Annotated in this window: 9 protein-coding genes and 1 tRNA gene; 9 read left to right on the top strand and 1 reads right to left on the bottom strand. The window is 56.9% G+C overall.

The genetic code is table 11. The features are described from left to right. Positions 1-317: 317 nt before the first annotated feature. From NMB96_RS20215 to NMB96_RS20175, 9 genes are all read left to right on the top strand, one after another. Positions 318-3512: a TonB-dependent receptor gene (locus NMB96_RS20215; RefSeq protein ID WP_255085504.1), complete on the top strand. Its 3195-nt coding sequence runs from the start codon at positions 318-320 to the stop codon at positions 3510-3512. 106 nt (positions 3513-3618) lie between these two features. Then, entirely contained in the window at positions 3619-5004 is a 1386-nt protein-coding gene (gene ppnN / locus NMB96_RS20210; protein ID WP_023904438.1) for a nucleotide 5'-monophosphate nucleosidase PpnN, read from the top strand. A 79-nt stretch (positions 5005-5083) separates the two neighbouring features. Next, entirely contained in the window at positions 5084-5806 is a 723-nt protein-coding gene (locus NMB96_RS20205; RefSeq protein WP_318768393.1) for a GspH/FimT family pseudopilin, read from the top strand. Then, on the top strand, positions 5803-6282 hold the full coding sequence (gene pilV / locus NMB96_RS20200) for a type IV pilus modification protein PilV (protein ID WP_023904437.1): 480 nt from the start codon (positions 5803-5805) through the stop codon (positions 6280-6282). The genes NMB96_RS20205 and pilV overlap by 4 nt, the downstream gene beginning before the upstream one ends. Next, positions 6279-7535: a PilW family protein gene (locus NMB96_RS20195; RefSeq protein ID WP_023904436.1), complete on the top strand. Its 1257-nt coding sequence runs from the start codon at positions 6279-6281 to the stop codon at positions 7533-7535. Before pilV ends, NMB96_RS20195 begins: the two co-directional genes overlap by 4 nt. 2 nt (positions 7536-7537) lie before the next feature. Then, complete coding sequence (locus NMB96_RS20190; RefSeq protein WP_043889301.1) at positions 7538-8011, top strand: pilus assembly PilX family protein; 474 nt, start codon at positions 7538-7540, stop codon at positions 8009-8011. A 2-nt stretch (positions 8012-8013) separates the two neighbouring features. After that, complete coding sequence (locus NMB96_RS20185) at positions 8014-13059, top strand: PilC/PilY family type IV pilus protein (RefSeq protein WP_255085503.1); 5046 nt, start codon at positions 8014-8016, stop codon at positions 13057-13059. A 5-nt stretch (positions 13060-13064) separates the two neighbouring features. Continuing rightward, positions 13065-13496, top strand: coding sequence for a type IV pilin protein (locus NMB96_RS20180; RefSeq protein ID WP_043889300.1), 432 nt, complete (start codon positions 13065-13067; stop codon positions 13494-13496). A 56-nt stretch (positions 13497-13552) separates the two neighbouring features. Next, positions 13553-13629, top strand: a tRNA-Asn gene (locus NMB96_RS20175). 45 nt (positions 13630-13674) lie between these two features. On the opposite strand, the gene NMB96_RS20170 is transcribed toward NMB96_RS20175, so the two are convergent. Beyond that, positions 13675-14217 (bottom strand): GspH/FimT family pseudopilin, encoded by a 543-nt coding sequence (locus NMB96_RS20170; RefSeq protein WP_043889299.1) that lies wholly within the window; start codon positions 14215-14217, stop codon positions 13675-13677. Positions 14218-14245 lie beyond the last annotated feature (28 nt).

Genomic DNA, 14245 nt, shown 5'->3' with positions numbered 1-14245 from the left:
ATGCGTAAAGCGGCGCTCATCCGACATCGCACGCATCGAATCACGTGCGCGCTTCATTCGAGACCCACGTCTCGCTCCCTCTGCGACTTTGCACAATATGGCGTTTGCGCCTTCACATGCGAAGTTCATGTTGCACTGCGCGAAGTTTGTCACGCCGCCGTCACAATCAGGCCTTAGCGTGTTAATCTGTTGTTAACCGTTGCGGCAGCAACCAGCCGCGCGGCGAGGGACCCCAGATCATCGGCAGCCCATCCCCGGGAACGGTTGGGCTGACTGCGCCTTTTTGTCACTGCCCAACCTGTATCGAGGCTACCGAAATGACCCACCCCCGTTGTCTTCGCATGTCCAAGCTGACGCTTGGCCTTGTTGCCGCACTTGCCGCTGCTCCCGTATTTGCCCAGAGCACCTCTGCCGGCGTCGCCGGTGTGGTCACCAGCAGCGCTGGTCAACCGGTGCCGAATGCCGAAGTGACGATCACCCACGTCGAATCGGGCACCGTCAGCCGCGCCACCACCGATGCCAGCGGACGCTACAACGCGCGCGGCCTGCGTGTGGGTGGGCCGTACACCATCACCATCACCGCTTCCGGCGCGGGCAATACCACGCGTGAAGGCGTGTACTTGAACCTGGATAAGGTCAATCAGGTCGATGCAGCCCTGGGCGGAGATCTGGCCACGCTGGGCACCGTGCAGGCGATCGCCGGCAACTACGGTTCGGCGATCTTCAGCGCCAACAAGATGGGCACCGGCACCAACGTGACCCGCGAAGAAATCGAGTCGCTGCCGTCGATCAACCGCAACCTGCAGGACTATGTGCGTCTGGATCCGCGCGTCGCGCAGACCGATAAGGCGCGCAACGAAATCTCCATCGCCGGCCAGAATCCGCGCTACAACGCGATTCGCGTTGACGGCATCAGCACCAACGATGCGTTCGGCCTGGAATCCAACAGCCTGCCGACTCCGCGCCAGCCGTTCTCGATGGACGTCATCGATGAAATCTCAGTGGACGTGGCCAATTACGACGTCACGATCAGTGGCGGCACCGGTGGCGTGATCAATGCGGTCACTAAGTCGGGCACCAACGAATTCCACGGTTCGGTCTATGGCACCTATCGCGAGAACGATTGGTCTGGCAAGAATCAGAACGACATCCGTCCGCAGCTATTTGATCGCGAGTCGACCTACGGTCTGACCCTGGGTGGTCCGATCGTCAAGGACAAGCTGTTCTTTTTCGCAAACTACGAAAAGTACAAGGGCAAAGGTGTTTTCACAGGTAACAGCGGCTTTGGCCCGACAGGTTCTGGCGCAAGCAATACGGTAAACATCACCCAGGCGCAGGTCGACGAGATCGCTGATATTTCGCGCAATGTGTACGGTTTTGATCCCGGAACCTTGACGTTGCCTGCATTGGATTCCGACTCCGAGGAAAAGGGCTTCAAGCTCGACTGGAACATCAGCGACAAGCACCGTGGCTCGTTTCGTTACGGCAAGTCCGAGCAGAGTACCGCTAATCTCAATGGTTTCAGCACCAGTTCTTTGGCTCTGAACTCGTTCCATTACGCTCGCGATTTTGAGTTGGAGACCTATACCGCTCAGTTATTCAGCGACTGGACCGAGACCTTCTCCACAGAGGCCAAGGTGTCTTATCGCGACTACTCGGCTGTGCGTACTGCAGCGTCGCAGCTGCCGGCCATCAATGTTCGCGCGGGCGCAAACTCGGTGAACCTCGGTACCGAAGCAAATACTCAGGCCAACGAGTTGCGCACTGAAACATGGAACGCTTTTTTCGCTGGCAACTTGTTCCTCAACGATCACACGGTGAAGTTCGGCTTCGACTACGAAGACAACGATATTTTTAACCTGTTTGGTCCGCGCGTTTTCGGTTCCTACAACTTTGATTCGATCGCTGCTTACCGCGCCAATCGTCCTGTGTCTTACCGGTATTCGTCTTCGAACACCGGCAATATTGATGACATCGCAGCCAAATGGGGCCTGCGCAACCTCGGCCTGTTTGTTCAGGATACCTGGGCAGTCAACAACAACCTGACGTTGACTTTCGGCCTGCGCTACGACAAACAGATGGTTCCGGACAGCCCGCAGTTCAATCAAGCCGCGTTCAACGCCTTCGGCGTGCGTAACGACGCCACGCTCGATGGTAACGATCTTTGGCAGCCGCGCTTTGGCTTCAATTACACGTTCGATGCCGAGCGTCCCACCCAGTTACGTGGTGGTGTTGGTCTGTTCCAGGGTGCTGCCGCATCTGTGTGGCTGTCCAATCCATTCTCCAACACCGGTCTGGCTTATACGGACTACAATTTCCGCAACGCGAACGAGATTGCCACTGGCGGTATTCGCTTCACTCCGGATATTAACAACCAGCCCACCGGTACCGGCGGAGCGACCCAATCGGTCGACTTTGTTGACAAGGGTCTTGGGCAGCCATCGGTGTGGAAAGCCAACTTGGCATTCGATACCGAATTGCCGTGGTACGGCATTATCGGTTCGTTGGAAGGCGTGGTTACTAAGGTCAATGAGGCTATCTACTACCAGCAACTCAATCTTGGTGCCCCGACTGCGGTTGGTCAGGATGGTCGTCAGATCTACTGGAACGCAGTTGGTCGCAACCGTGCGAGCTGGGATAGCTTGGGCCGCTTCACTGGCAACGCGCTGACACGTGCCAACAGCAATCAGGGCTTCAACGATGCAATCATTGCGCGTCCAACAGACCAGGGCGGTACGCAGAGCTTCACCGTCGGTTTGAATAAACCTTTCAACGACAGCGACTGGTCGTGGAGCCTGGCTTACACGTACTCGAACGCGAAGGAAGTGAGCGGCCTGACTAGCTCTACGTCGGGCTCGCAGCTGTTGAATGTAGCGACCTTCCAGGCGAATGAAGAGGTCAACGCTACTTCCGCTTACGAGATCAAGGACAGCATCCTCGGTACACTACAGTGGAAGCACAACTTCTTCGGTGACTACGCCACCAAGCTTGGTCTAATTTATCAGGGGCGTAGCGGTCGTCCGTATAGCTATACGTTCGATAACGATGCCAATGGTGATGGCCGCGCCAATGACCTGCTCTACATTCCGAATGGCCGTGGCGATGTGCTGTTCGGAAGTGCGGCTGAAGAGAATGCCTTCTGGAGCTACGTCAACAACGACAAGTATCTGTCTTCGCACCAGGGACAGTTGGCCGGTCGTAATGCCGTTCGCAACTCCTGGGTGAATCAGTTCGATCTGCATCTCGAGCAGGAACTGCCTGGCTTCTTCGATGGCAACAAGGCGCAGATCTGGGTCGATGTCATGAACGTGGGCAACCTGCTCAATAAGAAGTGGGGTCGCGTCGACGAGTACGGGTTCCCAGGCTTCAAGGGCGTTGTTGAGTACGGCGGTATCGATGCTGCAACCGGCAAATATGTCTACCGCTTCAACGAACCGGACTTGTCCACCGTCTACGACGACAAGGGCATCTCCCGTTGGGCGCTGCAGTTGGGCTTCCGCTACCAGTTCTAAAGCTGGCTAGAGTGTCGAAGTCTGCAAAAACGGCCGGGTTCTCCCGGCCGTTTTCTTTTGGGCGGGTGAGTACGCTAAAGTTCCGGAGATACGACAGGAGCAAGCTATGGAACTCAGCAGTACGGCAGCACGGGCGCTGCCGGTGGTGGATGCGCGGATCTATCCGCGTGGCGGTCTGGATGTGTTGTCCAAGGCAGAAGTGGCGCGCTTGCGCGATGCCTCCAGTGGCGGCATGCACGAGCTGTTGCGCCGTTGTGCGCTGGCCGTGCTCACCAGCGGCAGCGCGTCGGACGACCCGCGCGCCGCGCGCGACCTGTATCCGGATTTTGATATCCAGGTGAACCAGCAGGATCGCGGCATCCGCATCGATCTGAGCAATGCGCCAGCGATGGCGTTTGTCGATGGCGAGATCATTCGAGGTGTGGCTGAGCTGCTGTTCGCCGTCGTGCGTGATCTGGCCTACATGGCGATCGAGCTCGAAGCGCAGCGCGCCGATCTCGATACCAGCGAAGGCATCACCAACGCAGTGTTCGGCCAGCTGCGCAACGCACGCATCCTGCAGCCGTCCGACCCAAATCTGGTCGTGTGCTGGGGTGGCCATTCCATCTCGCGCGACGAATATCTCTATACCAAGCAGGTGGGCTACGAGCTCGGCTTGCGCGGCCTGGACATCTGTACCGGCTGTGGCCCGGGCGCGATGAAGGGGCCGATGAAGGGTGCCACCATCGCCCACGCCAAACAGCGCAAGCACCACACCCGCTACATCGGCGTCACCGAGCCAGGCATCATCGCCGCCGAATCGCCGAACCCGATCGTCAACCACCTGGTGATCATGCCGGACATCGAGAAACGCCTGGAGGCTTTCGTCCGTATCGGCCACGGCATCCTAGTGTTCCCCGGTGGCGTCGGCACGGCGGAGGAAATCCTTTATCTGCTCGGCATCCTGTTGCGCGAAGAGAACGTCGCTTTGCCGTTCCCGCTGATCCTGACCGGCCCGACCATCGCCGCGCCGTATTTCGAGCAGATCGACCGCTTCATCCGCCTCACCCTGGGCGAAGCTGTCGCGTCCCGCTACGAGATCATCGTCGGCGACCCGGTCGCGGTGGCGCGTCGCATGGCCGAAGGCATCCATGAGGTGCGCGCGCACCGCAAGGACCAGAAGGACTCGTACTACTTCAACTGGTCGGTGCACATCCCGCTCGAATACCAGCAACCGTTCGAACCCAGCCACGAGGCCATGGCCGCCCTCGACCTGCACCACGGCCGCCCCGCACCCGCATTGGCCGCGGACCTGCGCCGCGCCTTCTCCGGCATCGTCGCCGGCAACGTCAAGGAAGACGGCATGCGTCGCATCGAAGAGTTCGGCCCCTTCGAGATCCACGGCGACCCGGACATCATGCAGGCACTGGATGAGCTCCTGCGCGGGTTTGTCGAGCAGCGGCGGATGAAGATCTCTGGGGATTATCGGCCTTGTTATCGGGTGGTGACTTGAGATGACTGCTGGCCTCGCTTGGCACGGGCGAGGCCAGCCTAAATTCCCGCGCAATTGCTAAAATCATCTGCCTGCTGGCATGTGGGGCAGTGGAGCAGGTCGTTTTACGAAGAGAATCTTGGGTCCCAGACATGCAGGCGGTAGGACAGTCGTCTGCCTGAAGGTGCGAGCCTCAGCGTCTGCGATGACGTTCGTCGGTCGGTTCCTGCCGTTTGTCAGTGAACGGTTGCGGCCATACCGAACGTCTTCCACTCTACATCCATCAACGCTGGGGAGCGTATGGATGAATGACTCGCGTGCCCGTGGTTTCACTCTTGTGGAACTTCTCGTCACGATCTCGGTAGTGGCTGTCCTGGCAGTCATTGCGCTGCCGTCGTTTCAAGGCGTTATTCGATCCAACCAGGCAGCCACAACCGCCAACGAGCTGGTTGCTTCGCTTGCGCTGGCCCGAAGCGAGGCAATCCGTAGTACCCGAGGTGGTGGTATCTGTCCGAGTTCGGATGGGCTGACCTGTAGCGGTCAATGGTCCAATGGCTGGATCTCCTGGGCGGATGCCAACGCAAACGGCGCCTATGACTCAGGCGAGACAGTCTTACGTTATGCCAAGGTCAACCCAAATATGACCGTCAGTGCCCCCGGCGTTACGGCCGTCGCGTTCGACTCCAGGGCGCGACGCGTTGCTGGCGCAGATCAAGTTATAAGTCTGCGTCCGACGAAGTGCCCTGCTGGCCAACCAGTGGTACGAACCTTGACCGTTACCAGCACCGGCAACGTGCGTGTCACGAAGAGCAACTGCCCATGATCAAGCGTAATAGACGAGTATTCTCCTCTCGCCAAGTATCGGGCTTCTCCCTCTTGGAGGTGCTGATTGCACTTTTAATTCTTGGCGTTGGACTGTTGGGCTTCGCGCTTCTGCAGACGACAAACGTGCGTTTTACCAAAAGTGCTCAGCAACGAACGATCGCCAGCAACCTCGCGTACGAGGTGATCGATTTGATGCGCTCGCAGCGCAGCATGGTCGGTTACTACACGGCGATCACCTACGGCAGTTTTGACGCTGTGACTGGGGCCGCCTGCGAAAGGCCGGTCGAAAGCTCGCCGACCAAGTTGATGGAGCGCTGGAGATGCGATGTCGTCAAGGCGCTTCCTGACGGCAAGGCGCAAGTGAGCCTGCAAGCGAACGGAGAAGTCACCGTCACCGTTCGATGGGGTGACCAGCACTGGGAAACCGATGTTGCCAAGCAAGTAACTGCCCTCAGCGTGACGAGCCGCTTATGAAGAACAACGCAGGCTACCGGCATACGGCCGCGGTCGCAGGTCTTTCTCTGATCGAATTGATGATAGCGCTACTGATCAGTTCCATTCTCCTGATTGGTGTAATTCAGGTGTTTGCGGCATCGCGAACGGCGTATCAACTGTCTCAGGGAATCGCGCGGAATCAAGAAAACGCGCGTTTTGCGATGGACTTTCTCACGCGGGATATACGCATGGCTGGTCATGCCGGTTGCGTCAACGACCAAGTGTTGTTGAGTGCCGATGCCAGCGGCAATCCAACCGGTGGAAACATTCGCTCGTTGTTTCTATCGGCTGACGATCGCAATAAAAACACTGTCGCCAACCTGCCGTTCCCGTTGCGATTTGATGTATCGATACAGGGATTCGAAGCAACCGGAACGGACCCGGGCGACGCGTTGACCTTGCCTGCAACTCCAGTTGCGGGGCTGGCTGGTGACTGGAGCCCGAAGCTACCCGACGAACTAGCGGGCCTTAGTCCGATCAAAGGAAGCGATATCATCGTGCTGCGTACCTTTTCTCCGATCGAGGAGATGGTTACCGGATTTGCACCTGCCAGCAATCCATCGATTTCGTATCCCGACGAGTCGGCTGCAGGCAGTACAAAGGTCGCCACCGAAGGTGCGGGACTCTACGCGATCGCAGACTGCAAGGGCGCAACGGTCTTTCAGGCAAGTGCGGCGCCAACCGCCACTGGGATGAGCGTAACAAAAAATGGTTTGAACAAGACCGACCTGGCATTTCTCGGTAAGTACGATGGCGCGCTTGCATTCCGCCCTGGCAATGCGTCGCTTTTTCGCGCCGAGTCGGTTGCCTATTATGTTGCACTGAATGCTCAGACCAATACGCCTTCGCTTTATCGTGCAAGGTGGACCTCGGCGCCAGGAGCTGTCAGCCTGACCAGGACATCGGAAGAAATGGTTGAAGGCGTGGAATTGCTGCAGCTGGCTTACGGCGAGGACAGCGCGCCTTTGACCGGCCCGCCCACTGGTTACATCAGCAGTACGAACACGGCAGACATCCTTGGTGGGATTGAAAATGCATTGCGCTGGCGCCGTGTGGGTACTGTGCAAGTCGGCTTGCTGGTGCGAGGAGCAAGTTCCGAAACCGCAGCGACCCAGCAAGCCGCGGTGAATCCTTCGGTGCTCGCTGTGATAGTCACGCCTCCCTCGGATGGGCAATATCGATCCGTGTATGAGACGACCGTGGCGCTTCGCAACAGACTATTCGGTAACTAGTGATGAAGATTCCTTCTTTCGGCAACATTGCTGCTCAGCGGGGCGCCGTGCTTTATGTCGCACTGATCATGCTGATCTTGTTGGCATTGATTGGCATCGTCGGCATGCAGGTCGCAACGATGCAAGAACGGATGTCATCCAATTATATGGCCGCCAACGCTGCTTTTCAGCAGGCTGAACTGCGCGTGCGTGAGCGAGAGGCATCAATTAACAGTGGCCTTGAATACGACTATGAGAACTGTCAGGTCCCCTATGATCCTGCGGCATGGGCGCAAGGAGTGGGAGATAGCGTTGTTTCAGTCGTACGGACACGCAACATCAGTATCTGTACCCAACAGTGCAGCGCTGGTAGCGGTGTAGATCAATCCGAAAGTGGCTGCAATATGTTCAGAACCACTGTATTTAGCCGTGATCGTGACTCGGTGGAAGCCTCCTCGTCACTATCTGCTGTCGACACGATCTTCGTCAGGCCCTGATCATGAAAACCACTTTATTGAAATACCTCATCCCGGTTGGCGTCCTTGTTGCCCTGGGTTTTTTGATCCAGGCCGGCTTCTCTGCTCCCGGCCCACTGAATATTGCGCAAGCACCACTGTTTACGCGTAATGTTATTCCGCCGCTCAATATGCTGGTCATGGGGCGGGATCACAAGTTGTACTACGAGGCATACAACGACGCTTCTGATCTGAATAACGACCGCGTCCTAGATGTCGGCTACAAGCCGGATCAAATCACCTATTACGGCTACTACAACTCGAACGTCTGTTATCGGGCGGCTGGCGATATGTTTCAGCCGAGTTCCGTTGCGACGGGGGATAACAAGAAGCAGTGTTCTGGTGCATGGAGTGGCGACTTTCTTAACTACGTCACCACTTCGCGAATGGATGCTCTCCGTAAAGTGCTATTCGGTGGTTACCGAGACACAGACACGACGACCCAGACGATTCTGAGGGCTTCCTTCACGCCACAGGATGCTCACAGCTGGGGGAAGGAGTATGCGAGCGTTGCTCGGGATGGCTATGACATCTCTAATTATACGCCGCTCAGTCAACCGGCTTCTGGGCGTTACCACCTATTCGCTGTCACTACACTATCTGACAATGGCATCCCGCAGATGCGGGTCCTGAATAATTCGACATACCGGATATGGAACTGGGTCTCGATTGAACGCCCGGTTGCAGGTAATGATTGTTTCACGGTGAATAGTACCAGAGTGAATTGTCTAACCTCGACTGAAAACTGGGAGTTGGTCCCTGCGTCAAGCTATCGCAACCTTACGATGACCACTTGGCGGTCTAATTCTACAGCGAATGATGCAGCCCAGATGATGGCGAACTTTGATGGGTTTGGGCGGTCTCAGTTATGTGGTACTGGTTCAGTAGCTGATATTAATAAGAGTGGTGCTAACAATAACCCCTTTGTTACGCAAGCTAATAGTTGTAGGCAGGATAATTATTCAACGCAATTCTCTGGAAATATCGTCATTCCTTCTTCGGGTACCTATCAGTTTGCGGTCAACGGCGACGACGCTGTGGAAGTGCAGGTTGATGGAAAGGTCGTCGTGGGCTGGTATGGCGGTCATGGACAAAATAGCAGTGTGGATTCGCTCAATTCACATTCTGGTTCCATTGCATTGAACGCAGGCACCTACACGCTGAGGTTTCGGCATCAGGAAGGCACCGGAGATGATAATTGGCAACTTTACTGGAAGAGATCGCCTGAGGGTGGCGCCACTGCATTGACTGAATTTCCATTGCGCGTACAGGTGTGTCCGGATAATGCCGCTTTGCGTGACTCAACGTGCAAAGTATACGCGAACAATTCTTCGTACAAGCCGACCGGTATCTTGCACGACTACGGTGAAACCGACCGGATGTACTTCGGGTTGTTGACGGGCTCCTATGGTAGTAATACCGCCGGCGGCATTCTACGTAGCAATATGGCGAGCTTCTCGCGCGAGGTGAATCCGAACACCGGGCAATTCTGTCTTAACGCCAATTGCCCTAATGGGGATGTCAAGGGAATTGTGCACACCATCAGCACGTTCCGTACGCTGGATTTCTCGTACAGCAATTACACCTACGGTTGTGGATGGATCGTTGACCGTCCGGTCAAGGCGGGTGAGTGCTGGATGTGGGGTAATCCGGTGGGCGAGATGATGTACGAAACCCTCCGCTACTTCGGGGGTGCAAGTGGTCCCCGTACGGAATATGACATTCCTGCCACCTCCCCGGACGTCGCCACGCTGCAACTTTCCAAACCGAATTGGATATCGCCCTACAAGGGGACGACAGACGGCGGTGGCGGTTATCCAACATGCGCACAGCCGACAATGACGGTGCTGAGCGATATCAACCCCTCCTACGATTTCAAGTTGCCTGGTTCAAATTGGTCTGCCATCAGTGGTTCCGGCGATCCAGCCTCACTGCAAGGGCTGAATGTTTCCACTGAAGCGAACGCTATCTGGCAAGCTGAAGGCGGTGGGAGTCGTCAGATATTCATCGGTGAATCCAATGGGGTGGCGGACAATGCGCCCACTCCCAAGGTCGCGTCCAATATGTCCACGTTGCGTGGGCTTGCGCCCGAGGAACCCAGTAAGCAGGGTACTTACTATTCGGCGGCCGTTGCGCGGTACGGTGCGAATAACAAGATCGGGGGCGACAAGCGTGTCCGAACCTATTCGGTGGCGCTGGCATCGCCATTGCCCAAGTTTGATTTTCCCGTCGGTAACGGGCGCGTGACCCTGGTGCCTTTTGCTAAGTCCGTGGGCGGTGGCGCGATCTCTGCTACCAGCGCGTTCCAGCCTACCGATCAGATCGTTGACTTTTACGTCCAACGCGTTGCCAATACGTCCGGCACATCCGGCAGAGACTACGACGCAAACCTCAATGGAGGACGTCCTTATGCGGAGTTCCGGATCAATTACGAAGACGTAGAGCAGGGCGCCGATCATGATATGGATGCCATTGCGCTTTACACCTTGTCGGTAGATCAGACGAATCAACTTCAGGTGACGCTCAAATCCGAATATGCCGCCGGTAGTTACATCCAGCACATGGGCTATGTCATCTCAGGTACGACTCAGGATGGCGTCTACCTTGAGATCTGCGATTTGCGGGACGGCACCGCGAATGATGGCACGCGTAATAGCTGTGCCAGTCAGACCGCATATCGCTTCAACACGCCGCCAGGGCGTGCTCCTGGTTACTGCAACACGGCATCTATGCCTTCGGATTGCACAGGGTTGCCGCCGACCACGACGCGCGCCTTCTCGGTCGGGACAACCGCTGGTGCCACATTGTTGAAGGATCCACTATGGTATGCAGCCAAGTACGGTAACGACCAGGGTGTAACGGTGGACACGGACGGCAATCCAACCAACTATTTCTTGGTCAGCAATCCGCTTGATCTCAAGAATCAGCTCGGCAAGGCGTTCGACTCCATCCAGAATCAGGCAGGCAGCAGCGGCTCGATCGCTCTTGCGGGCGCGCGAGTCTCGGCGGGTTCCTTTGGCGTGGTCCCCACTTACTCAACCACGAACGATGGTCAGGACTGGGTAGGCAATCTGAATGCGTACCAGGTCAATCAAAACGGCACGCTGGGCAATGTCTTGTGGTCTGCGAGCACTGCCATGCCAACTGATAGCGCCGGTGTTGCCAAGAAAAAGATTTTTACAGCGCTTTCCAATGTCACCAGTGCCAACCGTGAATCTGCGGTGCGTCTTTTCGAAGCCTCTAATCTGATCGCAAAGACGAGTGGGGATTCTAATAAGGACGCGTCGGACATGTTTAACAAGCTCGGCTATACGGCGGGACAGGTGACCGCCAATTTCGGTGGCAAGGTGACCCCCGCACAGCTGGTCAACTATCTGCGCGGCGAAAAATCGATGGAAGGTACAACGCTTGACACCGCGCCGTTCCGTCGGCGGAGCGGGCCATTAGGCGACATCATCAATTCGTCGCCGGTCATTGCCACGCGTCGCGCCAACTACGGTTGGGCTGCGGCTACCGGGCTTTCCGACTCCGCGCGAAGCACATATGCCACTTTTGTGAGTACGCGTACTGCTTCGTCAGCGCGCGAAAATGTATTTGTCGGGGCGAACGACGGCATGCTGCACGCTTTCGATGATACCGGTGCCGAAAAGTTTAGCTATCTACCTAATGGCGTCTTGAATCAAATGGCGTACCTGGCGGACCGTAGCTATCAGCATCGCTATTACGTCGACGGGAAGCTTACGCTTGGTGATGCGTTAATCAATGACAGTTGGCGCTCGGTCCTGGTGGGCGGTACCGGTGCGGGTGGCCGGTCGATCTTCGCGCTCGACGTGACTGCGCCGGAAACCTTTGCTGCCAGCAATGTGCTTTGGGAGCTCAACAGTACCAGCGATGGCGACATGGGTTTCACCATGGGCAAGCCGCAGATTGTGCCTCTCCAGAATGGAACATGGGCAGCGATCTTCGGAAACGGCTACAACAGCGCCAATGGGAGGGCGGTCCTCTTTGTGGTCAATCTCGCTACCGGCGAGGTGATCAAGAAGATCGAAGTGCGAGACGATCTTGATAAAGCCACTGCAACGAGTATCTCCAATCTTGGATATAACGGCTTGGGTAATCTCGCAGTGGTCGATACCAATGGCGACGGCTTGGTAGATACCGTCTATGGTGGAGACCTGCACGGTAATATGTGGAAGTTCAATCTTGGTGGCAATGACACAGCCAAGTGGGCAGTCGCTTATACGGATGGCTCGAAGAACCCGCTTCCGCTATTTGTCGCACGTGACAGTGCTGATAATCGCCAGCCCATTACCGGCGGCGTTGAGGTGGCGGTTGGTCCGGGTACCGGATACATGGTCTATTTCGGAACAGGGCGCTACTTTGTCGTCGGTGATAATGGAAGCAATAATGTGGGTGCGTTGTATGGCATCTGGGACAATGGCGCGGCTGTGACTACTGCCGGGCGCAGTAGTCTGGTCGAACAAACAATCTCAGTAACTGCGGGGAGTGCTGCAAGCAGTCGTGAAATTACGCGCAACCCGGTGAACTATCTCACCAGTCGCGGGTGGTATATCGATTTGGTCGTGGACAAGCAGGATCCAAAGGGCGAGCGCTTCATCGGTACTCCGTCGATCCAGGGGGGGCGCGTTTTCTTCCCCACCTATGTGCCTGGCGTCAGTGTCAACTGTAATCCCGGCGGCACGAACTGGCTTTATATCCTCGACGCGACGACCGGTGGCGCTGCGGTCGGTACCGTCACGCTTGCCAGTGGATCTAAGGCCGGTGGAACAGGTACAGGCGCGATTGCTACAGGTGGTGACGCACCAAACCAGAGTATTGGAATCACGCGCCCCGTTCCCAGCGGTCCAGCCTTTTGCACCCCAGGTGCGCCAGGATGCCCGCTGCCCGTGACGCCGGGAGCTCCGGCTGATTCGCGCTGCAGCGAAGTGGTGCTTGATCCAAGTGATCCGACGAAGTCGATTTCAATGTTGCGTGCTTGCGGGCGCCAGTCCTGGCGACAACTGAGGTGATCCGAATGCTCAAGAACACGAAGTTGTTGCCCACGCGGGTTCGGTCGGCTCAAGGGTTCACCTTGATCGAACTTATGATCGTGGTTGCCGTCATCGCAATCCTAGCTGCGGTGGCTTATCCGTCATACCAAGAGCAGGTGCGCAAGGCGCGACGGGGGCAGGCAAAGGCGGACCTAGTCGAATACGCCCAGTTGGCCGAGCGCTTCAGGACCGTCAACAACACCTATGTTGGATATGCGCTGCCAGCTGGTTGGTCTCCCAGAGAGGCAAGCGCCCTAACTGCCGCACATTACGCTGTGTCGTTCGTTGGTGACCGGACCCGGTCTACCTTTGTGATTCAGGCTGCTCCTAGGGCTGGACAGTCGAAAGACAAGTGCGGAACGCTGACCATCGATCAGGCCGGCCGCAAAACTGGCACGCTGTCAGATTGCTGGTAAGGCCGTATGCAAAGATGTTGCACACCTCCAGGAAGGTCGGTACAATTCGCCTCCCCGCCCGAATAGCTCAGCCGGTTAGAGCACTTGACTGTTAATCAGGGGGTCGTTGGTTCGAGTCCAACTTCGGGCGCCAAGATGTTCAAAAAGCCGCGACGTGTCGCGGCTTTTTGTTGCCCGCTCATCGGGCTGCACAGCTCACGGAGCTGGTGTATCGCACGGTGCGTGCTCTTCCGGAGTTGTTGACCACCACGTCAGCGAGTCGTCGGGCATTGCTGCATAGGCTGATGGTGATGTTTGTCCCGCTGCTCCGGCCGTTCGGCAGGAAGCGGACGATGGACCTTCCAACTGTACTGGTGATGTCGATGCCGCCGGTGGCGGAGACGTGTTCCACTCTCAGGATCGACGCGGCATGTGGCGGCTGCCCGTCGCGTTCCGGATCCTTGAAGAGAATCCATCCGTAGCTCCAGTCGCGATCTAATTGGCAACTTGTGCCGTCCGCAGAAGGGCAAATGCTGACTGGCGCGCCCTGGGTAACGGCTAGACTTCTCGCCATCGCAAGGTGTGCAGTCAGCAAGTGCACCCGTGTCGTTGCCCGCTGCCACTCCAGAAGTCCCTGAAAGCTGGGCATGCCGATGGCTGCGCCGATTCCGATGATCGCCATCACGATAAGCAACTGGACTGCGGTGTACCCTTTCGCGCTCGAATGAGCTGCTGCATCCATGGCGCTTCCCCCTTCAGGTGGAGCAAGC

This window comes from Xanthomonas hortorum (assembly GCF_024339125.1).
GTDB lineage: Bacteria > Pseudomonadota > Gammaproteobacteria > Xanthomonadales > Xanthomonadaceae > Xanthomonas > Xanthomonas hortorum.
The sequence above is the reverse complement of the archived record's forward strand: the minus strand, read 5'-3'. Positions and strand labels throughout refer to the sequence as shown.